The 17,547-nt window shown below is 62.4% G+C and carries 13 protein-coding genes and 5 pseudogenes; 11 read left to right on the forward strand and 7 right to left on the reverse strand.

The features are described from left to right. The first annotated feature begins 240 nt into the window (after window positions 1–240). Together ACGLHR_RS44650 and ACGLHR_RS44655 are read left to right on the forward strand one after the other, a co-directional pair. A complete protein-coding gene (locus ACGLHR_RS44650) occupies window positions 241–678 on the forward strand; it encodes a GNAT family N-acetyltransferase (RefSeq protein ID WP_400102248.1) in 438 nt (145 codons plus the stop codon). A gap of 281 nt (window positions 679–959) precedes the next feature. Continuing rightward, window positions 960–1,616, forward strand: a complete 657-nt coding sequence (locus ACGLHR_RS44655) for an isochorismatase family cysteine hydrolase (protein WP_400102249.1) — start codon at window positions 960–962, stop codon at window positions 1,614–1,616. Between the two features lie 222 nt (window positions 1,617–1,838). Here the strand turns inward: ACGLHR_RS44655 and ACGLHR_RS44660 are convergent. Further along, window positions 1,839–2,319, reverse strand: a pseudogene (locus tag ACGLHR_RS44660) (adenylate/guanylate cyclase domain-containing protein); the annotation flags it as partial. Window positions 2,320–2,522: 203 nt separating this feature from the next. Here ACGLHR_RS44660 and ACGLHR_RS44665 point away from each other — a divergent pair. Further along, window positions 2,523–2,876 carry a DUF2726 domain-containing protein gene (locus ACGLHR_RS44665; protein WP_400102250.1) on the forward strand — a complete coding sequence of 118 codons (354 nt, stop codon included), beginning with the start codon at window positions 2,523–2,525 and terminating at the stop codon, window positions 2,874–2,876. A gap of 9 nt (window positions 2,877–2,885) precedes the next feature. After that, window positions 2,886–3,266 carry a DUF4124 domain-containing protein gene (locus ACGLHR_RS44670; protein WP_400102251.1) on the forward strand — a complete coding sequence of 127 codons (381 nt, stop codon included), beginning with the start codon at window positions 2,886–2,888 and terminating at the stop codon, window positions 3,264–3,266. 72 nt (window positions 3,267–3,338) lie between these two features. Here ACGLHR_RS44670 and ACGLHR_RS44675 read toward each other — a convergent pair. Beyond that, window positions 3,339–3,740, reverse strand: a pseudogene (locus ACGLHR_RS44675) (transposase); the annotation flags it as partial. Window positions 3,741–3,857: 117 nt separating this feature from the next. Next, window positions 3,858–4,121, reverse strand: a complete 264-nt coding sequence (locus ACGLHR_RS44680; protein WP_400102252.1) for a hypothetical protein — start codon at window positions 4,119–4,121, stop codon at window positions 3,858–3,860. Between the two features lie 517 nt (window positions 4,122–4,638). Here ACGLHR_RS44680 and ACGLHR_RS44685 point away from each other — a divergent pair. From ACGLHR_RS44685 to ACGLHR_RS44705, 5 genes and pseudogenes are all read left to right on the forward strand, one after another. Beyond that, complete coding sequence (locus ACGLHR_RS44685) at window positions 4,639–5,118, forward strand: carboxymuconolactone decarboxylase family protein (protein WP_400102253.1); 480 nt, start codon at window positions 4,639–4,641, stop codon at window positions 5,116–5,118. Window positions 5,119–5,290: 172 nt separating this feature from the next. Next, on the forward strand, window positions 5,291–6,988 hold the full coding sequence (locus tag ACGLHR_RS44690; protein ID WP_400102254.1) for an FAD-dependent oxidoreductase: 1,698 nt from the start codon (window positions 5,291–5,293) through the stop codon (window positions 6,986–6,988). An 87-nt stretch (window positions 6,989–7,075) separates the two neighbouring features. Further along, a pseudogene (locus tag ACGLHR_RS44695) lies at window positions 7,076–7,195 on the forward strand (3-oxoacyl-ACP reductase); the annotation flags it as partial. A 4-nt stretch (window positions 7,196–7,199) separates the two neighbouring features. After that, a pseudogene (locus tag ACGLHR_RS44700) lies at window positions 7,200–7,274 on the forward strand (3-oxoacyl-ACP reductase); the annotation flags it as partial. Window positions 7,275–7,657: 383 nt separating this feature from the next. Next, window positions 7,658–8,926: a patatin-like phospholipase family protein gene (locus tag ACGLHR_RS44705; protein ID WP_400102255.1), complete on the forward strand. Its 1,269-nt coding sequence runs from the start codon at window positions 7,658–7,660 to the stop codon at window positions 8,924–8,926. A gap of 271 nt (window positions 8,927–9,197) precedes the next feature. Here the strand turns inward: ACGLHR_RS44705 and ACGLHR_RS44710 are convergent, their stop codons facing one another. After that, window positions 9,198–10,628: a catalase gene (locus ACGLHR_RS44710; RefSeq protein WP_400102256.1), complete on the reverse strand. Its 1,431-nt coding sequence runs from the start codon at window positions 10,626–10,628 to the stop codon at window positions 9,198–9,200. 136 nt (window positions 10,629–10,764) lie between these two features. Further along, window positions 10,765–11,595: an alpha/beta fold hydrolase gene (locus tag ACGLHR_RS44715; protein ID WP_400102257.1), complete on the reverse strand. Its 831-nt coding sequence runs from the start codon at window positions 11,593–11,595 to the stop codon at window positions 10,765–10,767. A 530-nt stretch (window positions 11,596–12,125) separates the two neighbouring features. On the opposite strand from ACGLHR_RS44715, the gene ACGLHR_RS44720 reads away from it, so the two are divergent. Beyond that, a complete protein-coding gene (locus ACGLHR_RS44720) occupies window positions 12,126–12,989 on the forward strand; it encodes an isochorismatase family protein (protein ID WP_400102258.1) in 864 nt (287 codons plus the stop codon). 176 nt (window positions 12,990–13,165) lie between these two features. Here ACGLHR_RS44720 and ACGLHR_RS44725 read toward each other — a convergent pair. Both ACGLHR_RS44725 and ACGLHR_RS44730 read right to left on the reverse strand, forming a co-directional pair. After that, window positions 13,166–13,363: pseudogene (locus ACGLHR_RS44725) on the reverse strand (integrase core domain-containing protein); the annotation flags it as partial. Window positions 13,364–13,420: 57 nt separating this feature from the next. Then, a complete protein-coding gene (locus tag ACGLHR_RS44730) occupies window positions 13,421–15,235 on the reverse strand; it encodes a LysR substrate-binding domain-containing protein (RefSeq protein WP_400102259.1) in 1,815 nt (604 codons plus the stop codon). 235 nt (window positions 15,236–15,470) lie between these two features. On the opposite strand from ACGLHR_RS44730, the gene ACGLHR_RS44735 reads away from it, so the two are divergent. Further along, window positions 15,471–17,018 (forward strand): winged helix-turn-helix domain-containing tetratricopeptide repeat protein, encoded by a 1,548-nt coding sequence (locus ACGLHR_RS44735; RefSeq protein WP_400102260.1) that lies wholly within the window; start codon window positions 15,471–15,473, stop codon window positions 17,016–17,018. The last annotated feature ends 529 nt before the right edge of the window (window positions 17,019–17,547 follow it).

The following is a 17,547-nucleotide window of genomic DNA, read 5'->3' on the forward strand; positions in this document are numbered from 1 at the left end:
AGATGAAATCTGAATGCGGCATTTTAATCACAATATTGATGGTGCACCTACCCAGGGCGGATGTCCCTTTATGGCCGGGAAGCGACTTCCGCCAGTCGTGAGGCGGTCGGCTCTTGCCGACCCGGAGCCGCCGGTCGTTATTCTCGGAAGCGGACCTTCGAATGCCCAACCCATCGAGAAACCTCACTATTCGGCTCCGTGCGACAATCTGGATTTTTCGAGTGAGGATCGACTTGAGCCATGACTGAACATCGCTGCAGCAGGTTGGAAATTAGAAGGCTGTCGCCGCCGGAATGGATGCAGGCATACCCTGTCATCGCTCAACTTCGGTCCCTTGAAGAACCCGAATTCTTGGAGCGGACCCGCCTGCAATCGTATTCGGGCTACGAGCTAGTGGCAGCATTCCATGATGGGAAGATTGTCGGAGTGATAGGCATGAGACCCGTTCGCACCTTGGCGCGCGGGGCACACCTTCATATCGATGACCTCGTGGTCGATGCGACGGGCCGAGGGAGCGGTGTTGGCCGATCGTTGATGGAATACGCCGAAGCCGACGCCCGTGCTCGTGGTATGACCGCGATATTTCTTGACGCGCGGCCGGACGCCGTTCCGTTCTATGAGCGAGAGAACTATGTACTACACCCCGCACCATCAATGAAGAAGGTTCTGTTGCCTTAAGGCAAGCCGGCCACGGTCAGCGCGATTCGCCCACGTCTTCAGCCTGTAAATTGTCAAAGATTTGCAGCCACTGCGGAAGGTCCGCTTCTCGCCGGAAGTGGCCGCCGGTCTACGAGCGCACACGTCCAAATCTGATAGCGCTCGAGTCGAAGAGGTGCGACCAGACGCTCGAACGGCTTGTCGTCGGCTGAATCGGCCAAGGCCACCATGCTTCGTTTCTTGAAATTTAGCTTCATGATGGTCGTGGTAGAGTCGATCATCATTCCTTATCGCGTAGCCTTATGTCGCCATCCGTTGAACGTGGACCCGTCGGTTCAGCAGACCATCAACAGGGCGTGGAAAGCGCCGCTGATGCGCGCAGTGTGACCATGCAGATTCCGGCAATTGTTCCGGCGCAAACCGCTCTGGTGGTCATGCATTATCAGACCGACATCCTGGCGTTATTTCCATCGGTCGCGCCCACTTTGCTCTCCAATACGCGCGAGCTGTGTGACGCTGCGCGGGCCAAGAGTGTCAGCGTCTATTTCGCCAAGATCCACTTTCGTCCAGGCTATCCGGAAGTCAGTCCGTTGAACAGGAACGGGCAGGGCATCAAGCAACTTGGTCTTTTCGTCGACGACCAGATCTCGCCGGAACTCGGCCAGCAGGCCACTGAACCGCTCATCATCGCGCATCGTGCTAGCGTGTTTTTTGGTACCGACCTGCAGGTGCGGCTTTCCGCGCAGGGTATCGATACCCTGCTCATGGTGGGCATTGCGTCGACCGGTGTGGTGCTGTCGTCGGTCGCGTACGCGAGCGATGCGGACTTCCGTTTATTCACGGTCAAGGATTGCTGCTACGACCCAGATCAGGTCGTGCACGATCATCTTTTTTCAACGGCGTTCGATTCGCGCACAACGGTGCTCTCGCTCGCTGATGCCTTGCTGTTGCTTGCCTAGCATTTGCTGGCATTTCGACAGTTTGGGGAGCAAGGCAGTCGCTCCACCGCGCGTCGTGCGGCTCGTTCCATGGCCGGTCGTGCCGTGAGCGGCCGCCGACGGCGACGACCGTAACCGACTGCGGATTCAACCGCTCTGCGTTGATCAGGCGAATCGGCCGATTTGGAGACAGCCGTCGTTCTGATCGTGAACGACCGCTTTCGTATGCTGACCCGCCGCCGGCTAGGTTCTCCCAACCAGAAGCCATGTATGCAGGTCACCGATGCCCTTTGCTGCAATCAAACCGCGCTCTTCGAGCAGGAATGGCTCCCCAAGTTGCTGCCGCGTGGCATCAGTTACCTGAACGCGACCGACTACGCCTTGCGACTCCATCCGGCTGGCGATATTGACGGTATCACCCCACAAGTCATAGATGAACTTTCTCCGCCCGATCACGCCGGCCACGACAGCTCCACTGTGGATGCCAACTCGCAATTGCAGGTTGTAGCCGCTTCGCTGATTGAACTGGCCCAGTGACTCAAGCATGTCCAATGCCATATGAGCGGCCCGGGCGGCGTGATCGGCCGCCGGCACCAGGCAGGCCTGCGGCTGCCATGTAAGCGTCGCCGATTGTCTTGATTTTCTCGAGTCCCCGGCTGTCGGCGATATTGTCGAAGTCGGCAAATATCTCGTTCAGGACTGCCACCAGTCGTTCGGGGCTTAACAATAGACGCAGGAGGGTCAAGTGAAAGCGATGCTCGGGCTGGTGTTCCTTTTCGGCATTGTCATCGTTGTCCTGTCGGCACTGAAGGCGGCAGGCGCAGGCGGAAGTCCCTCTAAGAATTTTCGCTTTGCCCGCAGAGCTCCATTCTTGCGCCAGGATGAGATACAGCTCTACGAACGGCTGAGGGCGGCGCCCAGGTCGCAATGTCCGCGTTTGTACAGCACAAGGGAAAATCACGGGCCGCCAGGAACCTGTTCGCTCAGAAGTATGTCGACTACCTGGTTTGTGAACGCAAAACGATGCGACCGCTCTATGTCATCGAGCTTGACGGCGCCTCGCACGGTAGCGCTAAAGCACAGAAGCGCGATAAGCAAAAGAATGATGTTCTTGCATCGGCCGGTATCCCGATCATGCGCTACACGTCCAAGGACGTCGATCTGGGGACTATCCTCAGCGACTACATCAGTGTTGTCTCGCCACAGCCGACTGAAGGAACTGGTCCGTCCGGACCAGAGAGCGAACGAAAGCTGCGGGCCGTGCAGGCACCCGTATCCTGAAGTTGCACCATGCAGAGATATCTGACAATCGCGATGTTCGTCATGGCCACGAATGCCGCCGGCCAGACCATCTATCAATGCCGGAGCGCCGCGGGGCAAGTCACGTTGCAGGATGCCCCGTGCCAGAACGACGCAAAGACTGAGATGGTGAGGAAATCCATCGGCCAACGAAACGCAGAGTATCGCGCTGAACCGTCTTCCTTCTTCGATCCCAAGGGGCAGGCCAGGCTCACCTCGAGCATCATCTGCCCGTCGCTGCGCCAGTCCTACCAGGCTGCGGTTACCAACTCTGAGCGAGCAATGCTCAGCCATAATCCGGTGCAGACTCAGCAAGCGTCGGAGGCCGTACAGCGAGCTGGCGCACAAGTATCCAGATACCGGTGCGAGTGACTTGCACCGCAGCAGGCGATGGTCGAGGACGACCCATTACCGTCATTCGCCAATGAGTACGCGTTAATGGCCCACCAGGCCATGACGGTTGTCGCTCAGGGTGTGTCCCATGTAGCGCAGCGCACTGGCAGTATTGCCTTTGCGGAACAGTCGAGCATCGGGATCCGTCTTGGACTCGTGGGTCTTGTTGCTCCGCTTACGGCCTTTGAAGTCGCCGCCGTTGTCCTCGTCCTCACCGTCTTTGCGCACAAAGCTCTTGTGGCCAGCCCAAGCCTGGATCAATGTGCCGTCCACGCTGAAGTGTTCGCCGGACAGCCAGCTCTTCTTCTGCGCGATAGCCAGCACTTCGTTGAAGAACTCGATCACCGCGTCATGCTTGATCAGTCGTTCTCGATTCTTGGTGAACACCGTGGGCACCCAGACCGCGTCGTCCATGGCCAGACCGATGAACCAGCGAAACAGCAGGTTGTATCTCGCAGATCCCTTTCCAGCGACAAGCGCGCTTCTCGGCAACGCGTTTGTTCGTCGGCTTACCGTGATCTGCTTAGCCAGTGTCTGCACGGCGTTTCACGACAGAGGGCGGATGATGACTCATGCGACTCTCAAGAGTACTTCTCCTGTATGCGAAACTCGAAACAGATCTTTGTCGATCAACTCGACGAGTTCGCCGCTGGACAAGCGCCAATTCTTGGCGCCTGGATAGACGCGCAGGCCTCTAGGGGTCATGACTGATGTGAAGTAGCGACACTCAAGCACAAAAACGCAGCGGTCGTCGTCGCCAGCGCAAGTCAGACGCTGGATCACTTTGTTGCCACGGCGCGGGCCGGATTGGGGATGCTGCAGCGTGATAGCCATGTACGGATAAGTGCATGGGGCCAACAAGTCCTATCGTGACGAGGGGGCGGCATATTCCCTTGGCCGATTACCATTTACTGAATAGTGCACGCTAATTTGTATCCAGGCAGATTTTTCCCTCCTGATCGGGCTGAGGCGGACGTTTCCCTGCAAGCCATGGCGGAAGCCGGAAAAAGGCCGGGTACGAACTTGAACCGGGCGACATGCGGCCAGCGTGCAATGGAGACTATTCCGGATCCCCTGACCATTCGACTCCGCAGGTCTCGCCCAACGACTACGAATCTTTCTGTTGCGGAGATGCGTTGTTGGCGCATTCGCGCGTCACAAGGACGGTTGCGCGAATGTTGCACCATACAAAACGCTGCGATTGGTGCCGATGCGACAACAGAGTAGGTACCGTGAGAGCACTACCGCGTGGCCTGTCGAAGCGTATTATTCCGTCCAAGCCGACCCCGAGGCAAATAAAGCCGCGCAGCCCCGGTGAGCTCAACTTTTAGTCAACTGCCAGCAGAGAATCATGATGCAACGCCTTAACTACTTCCAGCAGTCCTCCGAACTGACCAAGAAGCTCGTGGAGTTCGGCCCGTTGTTCCAGAAGACGAGGATCGAGGCACACATCCGCGAGCTTGTCGAGATCCGCGCATCGCAGCTCAATGGCTGCGCGTTCTGCGTTGACATGCATATCAAGATGGCAAAGATCCACGGCGAGCGCGAACTGCGTCTGCACCACTTGGCGATCTGGCGGGAGTCGACACTGTTCTCGCCGCGTGAACGCGCTGCGCTGGGGTGGACTGAGGTGCTGACCAACATTCCCTCCCAAGGCGTACCCGACGATATCTACGAGCGCGTGCGTACCCAGTACTCCGAGCAAGAGTTGTCCGATCTCACGTTCCTCGTGGGCGCAATCAATAGCTGGAACCGACTGAACGTGGCGTTCCGCATGGTGCCTGGTTCGTCCGACAAGGCGTTCGGGCTCGACAAGGCCAATCTCGAGTGACGTCAAGAAGGCGATCGCCGCGTTTGCCGCATGCGGCTAGTGATGCTTCGCCCCTCCGTTCCGACGCGCCTCCTATACGCAAGTCTTGTCATGGAACGCCCGGTGCATGACTGCGTTTCGAGGACTGGACTGCTACGCTTGCACGCAAGGCAGACCACCACATCCATCCGCCATGGACATCTCCGCCCAACACAAGTCGTCCGCCGATGCATCCGGCGCCGTGCCGGAAGCGGCCCCGGCCGTCGTAGTCTTGCACCAGCGGCAGATGTATCCGCACTTATCTGCCGCCGATATCGCGCGCATCGCGCCCTATGGCCGGGAACAGACCTGGCAGGCCGGCGAGTACGTGGTACGTACCGGGGATCCGGCCAATGGCATGATCCTCGTCATCGAAGGGCGTGTGCGCATCGTGCAGCGCGATGGCATCGGTGACAGCGCTCTGGCCTCCGAGCACGGGCCCGGCAATTTTCTGACCGAAATCGGCCAGCTTTCTGGCACGCCCGAACTCGTCGACGGCATCGCCATCGAGGATGTGCGCGCCATCGTCGTGCGCCCGGGGTGCTTGCGCGCGCTGATGGTGGCCGAGGCCGCGCTCGGCGAGTTGATCATGCAGGCGATGATGCTGCGCCGCACGGCGCTGATCCAGCGTGGACGCGGGCCGACGCTGATCGGCCGTGGGAGCGATCCGGCCATGTTCGACCTGCAGGCGCTCCTGCTGCGTAACAACTATCCGTACTCGGTGGTTGATATCGACGCCGATGCTGAAGCGGCGGAAATACCCGGCAAGTTCGATGCCACCGATGACGATCTGCCGCTCGTCATCGGCCCCAATGGCACGGTGCTGCGCCGTCCCGATACCACGCAGGTGCTGTCGTGCCTGGGGTTGCTGCCGCATATCGATGGCAGCCGGATCTATGATGTGGCGATCATCGGCGCGGGCCCGGCCGGGCTGGCGGCGGCGGTCTATGCGGCGTCGGAAGGGTTGCGCGTGATCGTGCTCGATGCGTTGTCGCCGGGCGGTCAGGCCGGTGCCAGCGCGCGCATCGAGAACTACCTGGGATTTCCCGCCGGCATTTCGGGCCATGCGCTTACCACCAATGCTTATGCGCAGGCGCAGAAGTTCGGCGCGGACATCGCCTTTCCCACGGAAATCGAACGGCTCGATTGCGGCGCCGTACACCAGTTGCGTACGCGGGCCGGCGATACGATCCAGGCGCGTACCCTCATCATCGCCAGCGGCGCCGCGTACCGTCGGCCGCCGATTCCGCGCCGGGCCGAGTTCGAAGGGAGTGGCGTCTACTACTGGGCGTCGCCGGTGGAAGCCAAGCTCTGCGCCAACCGGGAAGTCATGCTGGTGGGTGGCGGCAATTCCGCCGGCCAGGCCGCCGTGTTCCTGGGCGCCCATGTCGCGCACGTCCACGTTGTGATTCGCGGCGATAGCCTCGACACCAGCATGTCGCGCTACCTGATCGACCGCATCGCCGCGCAGCGCAACATCACGGTCCATGCCCGCACCGAAGTTGTGGACCTCGAAGGCAATACGCGGCTGACAGGCGTAACCCTGCGTGATTGCAATATGGGCACGCAGATGACGATGCGGGTGCAGCACGTGTTCCTGTTTACTGGCGCGCAGCCGAACACATCGTGGCTGGACGGCTGCGATGTGGGGGTAGATGCCAAGGGGTTCGTGCTGACCGGCATAGACGCCGGGCTGCAGTCCAATACGCTGGAAACCTGCGTGTCGGGCGTCTTCGCCATCGGCGATGTCCGCTCCGGTTCGACCAAGCGCGTGGCCACTGCGGTGGGCGAGGGCGCAGCGGTTGTGTCGCAGATCCACGCCTATCTCGCTGTCGCTCGGGAAGCGGCCTGAGGCCCTCGGGGCAGGCTCTCTGGGCGGTTCGGAGGTTTTTGAGCGCGGGACTGCACCGCGTCAACCCGCAATTGGAGGAGGTGTAGCATGAGCAACCAACAAAAGGTCATTGTTATCACCGGCGCTTCGCAAGGCATGGGAGCGGAGGCGGTCAAAGCATTTCGCTGCCGGGGGCACCACGTTGTCGCAACGGCCCGCTCCATCAAGGCGCCTGTCTCTGGATTCGGCGCCGTTCGTGACAGGCGAAATTCTGCATGTCGATGGCGGCCAGGTCGCCGGTCATTGAGTACTCTTCAAGCTCTCGTGAATGCACCGCCGCATGCTGCAAATTGCGCATGCAGGGCCGCAGCAGCGAGCAATCGCAAACAACCGCCCCGCCACCTCGACGCCCGCCACGCGCACGCATGCGACCGAGTATCGAAATATGCCCTCCAGCACATAGACGCCTGACCTAGTCCAATGCGAAAGTTTCGACATGACTACACTCTTCGGCGCAAGAGCAGTCTGCCTTGCCGAATGGGGGAGGCAGGGAGAGAGCGACACGCCTGCGGCAGGGCCTACCGCACTCTGATGCTGCTTCTACTTGCGGGACTCAGTGCCTGCGGGTCGCTTCCTCACAATGCTCCGCGCAATCTGCCTCAGGCCGCGGCTGGCAGCGCATCCGCGGCCATGCGAGAAGCCACCGACGTCGCCGGCCAGACAGCCGTCGCCATGTCGTTCTCTGGCGGTGGCACGCGAGCCGCAGCCTTCGCCTTCGGCGCGCTGCAGGGGCTCGACGCCATGAGAGGTCCTGGGGGCGCGTCCTTGCTCGACAACGTCGCATTCATTAGCAGCGTGTCCGGAGGCTCCATCACCGCTGCGTACTACGGTCTGCACGGCAATGCCAGCCTGGCGACCTTTCGATCAGTGCTCTTGAAGGACGGAGAGGTGGGACTTCGCTTCAGTCTCCTGAATCCGGTCAACCTTGCGCGCCTCTTCGCGGGGGGGCTCAACGATCGGGAAGATCTCAGGACATGGCTCGACGAAGACGTGTTCAAGGGCGCGACGTACGCCGACATGTTCCGCCGCGGCAAGCCAATCGTTTGGATCAACGCCACGAACGTCTACTACCGGGTCGCGTTCCCGTTCAGCCAGCTGGCATTCGATGCGCTATGCAGTGATCTCGCGAGCTTTCCCGTTTCCGAGGCCGTCGCCGCATCCATGGCGGTCCCGCTCTTCTTCGCACCGATCGTCCTTCAAAAGCATCCCGAGGCTTGCAGTGCACCGCTGCCGAACCTTGACAAGGCCCAGGCGCCTGGGCAATCGCTGCTGTTTGGCGCGTTGGCAACCGCCGTTCGCGGTCTCCGGGACACTTCGAAGGGAAAGTACATCAAGCTGGTCGACGGCGGGGTGACCGACAACTACGGCTTGGCCACCATTTTGCAATCGCGCCTGCTGCTGGGCACGGCTTACGGTCCCATGAGCGAGAACGACGCGATCAATGTGCGACGGCTACTTTTCATCGTAGTTGACGCCGGTCACGGCCCGCGCGGCGATTGGAACCGAAGCCAGGATGGCCCATCCGGAATCGAAGTCGCAAGCGCGGCCATCGACGCGGCAATGGGGACCAACGTCCGAATGAGCTATGACGCCTTCGTTCCCATGATGCAGCAGTGGCGCGACGACCTCGTGGCGTATCGGTGTGGCATGCCGCATTCTCGGCAGCAGGAGATCGCTGCACGCCGCCCCGGCTGGCGGTGCGACGAAGTCGAATTCTTCGTCACGCGGATCTCGTTTGAAGCCCTCGACAAGGAGCGTGCTGCAAGTCTGAACGATGTGCCGACCAGACTTCGTCTGCCCGAGAGGGACGTCGATCGCCTGATCGAGGCGGGGAGGGATGCCATCCTTGGCAACCCGGTGATCCGCGAGTTCGAGCGCGAATCGACCGAGGCGCGATAGTCCCGCGGCACGCGGCGTGGGTGAGGCGGGCGGTGGCGACAGTCTCAAAATGGCCGGATTCCGACGTAGGCCCACCCGCGCATGGGTGCGCGGGCGCCAGAGGCAACTACCGACCCATCTCTGCCTTCCGCCGATCGGATGGGCAGATGGCGGCTTCCAGGCTACAGCGGTCGTCCAAGCCTTCCTCCCGATGCGCGTAAGCGTACGCACTCTGCCCCGCCTTTCACGGGCGCGTTGGGCAACTTGCTGCACCAACGCGCCCGGTGCCTGACTAGCGGTTCTTCAGCGCCTCGGCAACCCCTGCGCCATAGGCGCGATCGGCCATCGTGCAATTGCGGATATGCCGCTGCTGCACGTCCTCGCTCGCGCCGCCGAGCGAGCGCGCCGTGTTGTCGAAGAGCTGCAGCTTCTGCTCGGGCGACATCAGTCGGAACAGCGCCCCCGGCTGCGAGTAGTAGTCCTCGTCCGCGCGATGGTCCCAGTGCGCGGCTGCGCCCGAGAGCGCCAGCGGCGGCTCCGCCAGCCGCGGGCTGTCGGCCCACTCCCCGCGGCTGTTGGGCACGATGCCGGGCAGCCCGCCCTGGTTGCCGTCCACGCGCATCGCGCCGTCGCGGTGATAGCTGTGCACCGGGCAGCGCGGGGCGTTCACCGGGATCTGGTGCGCGTTCACGCCCAGCCGGTAGCGGACCGCATCGCCGTAGCTGAAGAGCCGCCCCTGCAGCATCTTGTCCGGCGAGAAGCCAATGCCCGGCACGATGTTGGCGGGCGAGAACGCCGCCTGCTCCACATCGGCGAAGTAGTTGTCGGGGTTGCGGTTGAGCTCCAGCACACCCACCTCGATTAGCGGGTAGTCGCCGTGCGGCCAGACCTTGGTGAGGTCGAAGGGATTGAACGGGCAGACCTGCGCCTGCTGCTCGGTCATCACCTGGATGCACAACGTCCAGCGCGGGAAGTCGCCGCCGTCGATCGCCTCGAGCAGGTCGCGCTGCGCGCTCTCGCGGTCGTTGGCGACGATCGCGGCGGCCTGTGCGTCGGTGAGGTTACGGATGCCTTGCCGGCTGCGCAGGTGAAACTTCACCCAGTGCCGCTCGTTGTCCGCGTTGACGAGGCTGAACGTGTGGCTGCCGAAACCGTGCATGTGGCGATAGCCATCGGGCAGGCCGCGATCGCTCATCACGATGGTCACCTGGTGCAGCGCCTCGGGTAGCAGCGTCCAGAAGTCCCAGTTGTTCTGGGCGCTGCGCAGGTTGCTGCGCGGGTCGCGCTTGACTGCGTGGTTCAGGTCGGGAAATCGCAGCGGGTCGCGCAGGAAGAACACGGGCGTGTTGTTGCCCACCAGGTCCCAATTGCCTTCCTCGGTATAGAACTTCACCGCGAAGCCGCGGATGTCTCGCTCGGCATCCGCCGCGCCGCGCTCGCCGGCCACCGTGGAGAAGCGCACGAAGACGTCCGTCTTCTTGCCGATGCCGGAAAAGAGCCTGGCCTTCGAGTACGCCGTGATGTCGCGCGTCACCGTGAAGTGGCCGAAAGCGCCGGAGCCCTTGGCGTGCATGCGCCGCTCGGGGATCACCTCGCGGTCGAAGTGGGCGAGCTTCTCGAGCAGCCAGATGTCCTGCAGCAGCGCGGGGCCGCGCGCACCGGCGGTCTCGATGTTGAAGTTGTCGACAACGGGGGCGCCGTTGGCATGAGTGAGTTTGGTCATGGCAATGTGGGCAAGAAGAGGGGTTCAGTGGAGCGTCTTCAGGAGGGAGGACTGGACGTCCAGAGTGGGAGTCGCGTCGATGGCCTCCAACTCAAGGGTGGACCGGCCATCGACGGTGCCGACTGATTCGACGCAATCAGGCCTTGATAAAAGCCAGCAGGTCCGCGTTGATGACGCCCACGTGCGTTGTCGGCATGCCGTGCGGGAAGCCCTTGTAGGTCTTCAGCGTGCCGTTCTTCAGCAGCTTGGCCGACAGCGGCGCGGAATCGGCGTAGGGGACGATCTGGTCGTCGTCGCCGTGCATCACCAGCACCGGCAGTCCGATCTTCTTCAGGTCGTCGGTGAAATCGGTCTGCGAGAACGCGACGATGCCGTCGTAGTGCGCCATGGCGCTGCCCATCATCCCCTGGCGCCACCAGTTCTGGATGATGCCTTCCTGCGGCTTCACGCCCGGCCGGTTGAAGCCGTAGAACGGCCCGGCGGGAATGTCGCGGTAGAACTGCGCCCGGTTCGTGGCCGTCTGCAGTTGCAGGCCGTCGAACACGTCCTTCGGCAGGCCGCTGGGATTCGATGCGGTCTTGACCATCAGCGGCGGCACGGCGTTAATGAGGCAGGCCTTCGCGGCCCGCTTCTCGCCGTGGCGAGCTAGATAGCGCACGACCTCGCCGCCGCCGGTGGAGTGGCCGACGTGGATCGCGCCCTTGAGGTCGAGATGGTTCACGACCGCGGCGAGGTCGTCGGCGTAGTGATCCATGTCGTGGCCGTTCCAGACTTGCGCCGAGCGGCCATGTCCGCGCCGATCGTGCGCGACGACACGATAGCCCTTGGAGAGGAAGAACAACATCTGCGCGTCCCAATCGTCGGAGCTCAGAGGCCATCCGTGCGAGAAGACGATCGGAGTGCCATTGGAGGGACCCAAATCCTTGTAGAAGATCTGGACCCCGTCTTTGGTGGTGACATAGCTCATGGGTGGATTTCCTTCCGGAGTTTCAGCGCCATTCGGCGCAGTAGGAGCAGCGGACGCTGCGAATGGCAAAGCCGCCGCTGCTGCAGTGCCTGCCCCAATGACCAACAACTGGCGGCGCGTGACTCCAGCGAAGCTAGGCTGTATTGGCGCGGGATCAATCTTCATGGGTATAGACCTGAGTGGAGACGCGATCAGTCTAGCCATGGTCTCCTCGTCGTGCGATATGCTTCGCGGGCAATTCGATGTTGCAGGAGCTTCACCAATGTCGCGGCAACGCATCCAGCGCGCGCCGCTGGGTCGTTCACCGAGCTCAGCCATCCGCGCGACAGGATCTTCAAATGCGCCGGCTCATTCTTGACGGACTCTTGCTGAGCGCGATTGGTGCTTCGCGATCAACAGATTTATCCGCACCCAGCCCCTAGTGCAGGCGGGCATTTGCTTCTAGATTTCAACGCATCACGTCAGCAGCGATGCATCGGATCGAGAGCCTTGCGGCGTGTTTGTTGTCCACCCCAGTCCCAGGAATCAACATGACCCAACGCAGCAACTACCAACAGCAGTCGTGGGAACCTTTCAAGATCCATGACCCCCGATGCGTTGTTCGCGCCACGCTTCGGTTGACGGCCGCGCTTGCGATGGCCGTTGCAAGCATCGCAACCGCCACGGCACATCCACATCCGGTACAACCGGCGCAGTACACCGATCCGACCGAGCGCGCCATGCCCGTTCCCACCATGACACTCGATCTGGAACGCACCGCCCTGGTTGTGATCGATCCCCAGATCGACTTCATGAGCCCGAAGGGCGCCGCTTGGTCCGCTGTGGGTGAAGCCGTCACCGAGCAACGGCTCGTGCCGAACCTGCTGCGCCTGTTCGAGTCCTCGAAGAAGGCGGGCATCGTCGTCGCGATCTCGCCTCACTACTACTACCCGCACGACCACCAATGGAAGTTCCAGGCCCCCGTCGAGCTCTTCCAGCACAAGATCAAGATCTTCGACAGGCCCAGCGCACTGAGCCTGGATGGGTTCCGCGGTTCGGGCGCGGACTTCATGCCCGAGTTCAAGCCCTACATCGAGGACGGCAAGACCATCGTCGCTTCGCCCCACAAGCTCTACAGCCCGCAGACCAACGATCTCACGTTCCAGCTTCGCAAGCAGGGCGTCACCAAGATCGTCCTCGCCGGGATGCTGGCCAACCTGTGCGTGGAGTCCCACTTGCGCGAGTTTGCGGAGCAAGGCTTCGAGGTGGCCGTCGTGCGTGATGCGGTCGCAGCCCCGAAGCTGCCTGAGGGCGACGGCAATCTCAGCGCGCTGATCAACTTCCGCTACATCGCCAACGCGCTGTGGACAACCGACGAGGTCGTCGCCCGGCTCGCGAAGCCCACCGCGCAGTGACCTGTGATTGCCTCGCCCTCCTGGGCGAGGATTTCGCCTAGGTCACGGGTGGCGAATGCGCCGCACGAGTCCACCGGCCCTTCTTGCGGGCTTCTGGGAATGCAGCCGCAGGTGCCTTCCAAAGTCACTGCGGCTGCGCAAGGATGAAGAACTGCATCACCACACAGACAAGCCGATCAAGTCAATCTTCGCGCGGTGACTGCCTCGGAGGCTAGGGCGGCTGACCCTGTCCCTTGAAGGATCGCCGATGTGACCTGCAGGTCGCGTCGGCGGGCGAATTCGGTGGGGGTGGCCCAGTCCAGCGCAGAGTGGGGTCGACTCTCGTTGTGGTGGGTCCGCCAGGCAGAGATCTTGGCCCTGGCGTCGTCCACTCCTGGCGCAGCCGCTCGTTGAAGCTCTCCACGCGCGCGTTGTCAGTCGTCTTGCCAAGTCTATTGACCCCGCAGGGGCACCAATGGCGCCGAGGCGACCTGTCGATCATCAGGCGTTGGTGAGAACGCCCCCGCGCATTGAAGGTCCAGCGCCCGGATCGCTGCCGTCATGTGGTCGACGAACACGCGGATACGTGACGGCAGATGCTGACGGCTCAAGTAGCAGATGTAGTGGCCCCGGTCATCGGGTGCGTACTGTGGCATGGAGTGAACCAGTTTCCCCTCGCGCAGCAGATCGCAGATCAGGTACCCGCCCAACTGAGCGATGCCTTTGCCTTGGAGGACGGCCTCCAGCACTAGCCCGACATCGTTGAACATGAGGCGCGATGGCGGAGTCAGCTTGCGCGATCCCCCCTCCACCTTGAACTCCCATTCGTAGACGCGGCCCGACGGCAGACGGACGTTGATGCAGTCGTGCTGCATCAAGGCGTCCGGCGACTCGGGCATACCGCGCCTTACCGCATACTCGGGCGAGGCGCACACCAACGTCTGCATCGGGACGATCTGTTTCGCGACGATCCGGGTGTCGGCCAGGCGCCCGTTGAGAAACGAGACGTCGATGCGGTCCGACGTGAAGTCGCTCGCGACGCAGCTCAGGTGCAGCTCGATCTCGATGTTGGGGTACTTCTCCTGGAAGCCCCACAGCAGCGGCGCAACCACCTTGCGGCCGAAGCCCACGGAAGCGGAGACCCGCAGGCGTCCTCGCGGCGGACCGTCGCGCAGATCGCGCAGGTCCTCCATCGCCTCTGTGATGAGAGCGACGCTGGGCTGGCAGCGGGCATGGAGGATCTCGCCTTCGCGCGTGAGCGAAATGCTGCGCGTCGTCCGACTCAACAGACGCAAGCCGACCTGCGCCTCCAGCTTCTGGATGCCGCGGCTGACCGCGGAGCGAGTGATCCCGAGCCGGTCAGCGGCCTTGGAAAAGCCGCCTTCGGCCACGACGGTGATGAAGGCGACGACTCCGGAATAGCTCGTCGCGAAACTCGATGCAAGCGCGTCCGAGTTGTCCGCACGGGCAGTCGCCAAAAGAGGGGACTGCATGGCGAAGCAGGACTGAGCTTGGTAGCGACCGAGCCAGTCCTCGAACCGGATCGCGCCGATGCGGGGGTTCTCCCCGGGTGTGAGCGTCCGATCGGAAAGGAGGCCACCGAAGTAGCGCGCGTGGACATCCGGCACGACCTTGCGCGTATCCTGCGTCGCCCTCAGGAAGCGCCTGACCAGTTCGTCCAGCGGCATCGCCTCCGGACCGGCGACTTCGACCGTGCCGTTGACCGGCGGCGCGACTGCAACGTCGGCAAGCGCCGCTGCCACGTCCGCTGACGCGATCGGCTGGATCAGCGCCGGCGACAAGCGAATCTCCTTGCCTAGGGTGGCCAACTGGGCAGCCGACTGGGCAATGTCGCCGACAAACTCGTAGAACTGCGTCGCACGCACGATGGTGTAGGGAATGCCGGACGCCTTGATGAGGCTCTCCTGCGCGACCTTCGCCCGGAAATAGCCGCAGTCGGGAAGCCGTTCGCTACCAACGATCGACAGGGCCACATAGTGGCGTACGCCGGCGGCAGCGCCCGCAGCCAGCAGGTTGCGGCCCGATGTCTCGAGAAACTCGAGGGCCGCCTTGTCTTCCCATACTGGCGCGTTCGCCACATCGACGACGACCTCGGCGCCGTCGAGCGCTTTGGCCAAACCCTCGCGGGTGATGGTGTTGACGCCGGTGTCAGGGGCGGCTGCGAGCACGTCATGGCCGCGCTTGCGAAGGTCCTCCACAAGCTTCGTTCCGATGAGGCCGGTGCACCCGATGACGACAATCTTCATGTTTTCTCTCCCTTTCTCGACCGCAAACCGTTGCCGTCGATGTGCGTGGAGATTGCCCGCGCGCTCCGGGGAGGTCCTTGCCTTCACCTTGAATTTCTCTGCAGGAGAGCTTGATTCTTCGTCCAAGCGTTGCCCGATCGGGATGAGATGCTCTCACCACCGGTTGCAGTATCATCCATGGACGGAATTCGCCAGTTGCCCCCACCTGGGAGCCGAATCGGCCAGGGGATGTCAAGTGCAGTTCGTGTTTGGAAACTACGTGATCGACCCGGAACGCCGGGAGCTTTCGCATGGCGCGAAAGTCGTACCTGTCGGGCCGCAGGTCTTCGATCTGCTGCTGCATCTCGTCAGGAACCGCGACCGTGTCGTCAGCAAGGACGACCTGCTGCAGGCGGTATGGCGCGGCCGAATCGTCTCGGAATCGACGATCACCAGTCACATCAATGCGGTTCGCAAGGCCATTGGCGACACCGGCGGGGAACAGCGCTTGGTCAGGACTGTCGCCCGCAAGGGTTTCCGTTTCGTCGGCGAGATCGGCGAACACATCTCCAGAGAATCGAGGGAGCCGCCGTCCGAGCTCCTCCTTCCGGGTAAACCCTCCATTACCGTATTGCCCTTCCAGAACCTGAGCGGCGATCCCGAGCAGGAGTATTTCGCCGACGGCGTGGTGGAGGACATCATCGCTGCGCTGTCGCGCATACGCTGGCTGTTCGTCATCGCGAGCGGCTCGAGCTTCACCTACAAGGGCCGCGCAGTCGAGGTGAAGGACGTCGGCCGCGAGCTTGGCGTGCGCTACGTGCTGGAAGGCAGCATGCGCAAGACCGGCAACAAGGTGCGCATCACAGGGCAGCTCATCGATGCCAGGACCGGGACACATCTCTGGGCGGCGCGCTTCGAAGGCACGCTGGACGACATCTTCGAACTGCAGGACCAGGTTGCGGAAAGCGTGGTCGGCGCCATCGCGCCGCAGCTCGAGCGGGCGGAAATCGAGCGTGCCAAGCGCAAGCCGACGGAGAACCTGTGCGCCTACGACTATTACCTTCGCGGCACCGCGCAGGTGCACAGCGGAGCGCGCGAATCAATCGAGGCGGCGCTGCCCTTGTTCTACAAGGCCACCGAGCTCGATCCGGATTTCGCATCGGCCTATGGCATGGCGGCCTGGTGTTATATCTGGCGCAAGATGAATGGCTGGATGACCGATCAGCCCCGGGAGATTGCCGAGGGCACTCGCCTGGCGCGACTGGCGGTGGAGCTCGGCCGGGACGATGCTGTGGCGCTCACGAGAGGAGCTCATGCACTCGGGCATCTCACCGGCGACCTCGACGGCGGTATCGCGCTGTTCGACAGAGCTTTGCTGCTCAATCCGAACCACGCCCCTGCATGGTCCCTGTGTGGGTGCCTGCACGCTTGTCGCGGTGAAACAGACGCTGCGATTAAGTATTTGGCGCGTGCCGTTCGCTTGAGTCCATTGGACCCCGAAATGTTCAGGATGCAGGCTGGGATGGCGCTGGCACATTTCTTGGCAGGACGCTTCGACTCCGCTTCGGATTGGGCCGAAAGGGCCAAATGGAATCTACCGAGTTTCCTTGCCCCGGTCGGCGTTCTGGCGGCGAGTCATGCGCTCGCTGGACGCATGGACAAAGCGAAGGAGGCGATGCGGCGCCTGCGCACGCTCGATCCGTCACTCCGCGTCTCCAATCTCAAGGACTGGCTTCCGATCCGTCGCCCAGAAGACCTGGCCCAGTTTGCGGAGGGGCTGCGGCTGGCCGGATTGCCCGAGTGACTACGGCACGATTGCTCCTCGCCGATGGCGCATACCGGGCCGAGCGGAGCGTGCTCTCGAACGGCCGCATAGATCGCATGGATGAGACCGCGAAGGCCTTCCCTGGCGAGCGGCGTGCCGCCTGGTGCGGCCGGTGCTGCGATCATGCAGACCCATGGACGAGTCGCTTCTCAATCTCACGTCAGTCATTGAGCCGAGCGAAGGCGTCGCAATTGGGCAAGGTCGAGTCCGTCCATCGAGGCCACGCACGAGCGCGGATGCGCGCTGATGCTCGTCACCCATGATCCCGATAGGAACATTGCGATGGGTGGACCTGGCGAGGCTCGAGTCCCATCCTCGCTTGAACGACGGTAGTTAGGCCAGCTTCGGTCATCATGAGTCTGGAGCCAACTGACTCAAACTGGCCGGGAGCGGCCGGTCGCCGCGGTATACGGGTGTCTAGCCGCCTTCATCCAAGCCCGAGATGGAGTCCTATGTTAAGGTTGGCGGGATGAGTTTATGGACTTCAACTTGTGATGCATGGGCCGCA

It is taken from the genome of Cupriavidus sp. CuC1 (genome assembly GCF_044627735.1).
Classification (GTDB): Bacteria; Pseudomonadota; Gammaproteobacteria; order Burkholderiales; family Burkholderiaceae; genus Cupriavidus; species Cupriavidus ulmosensis.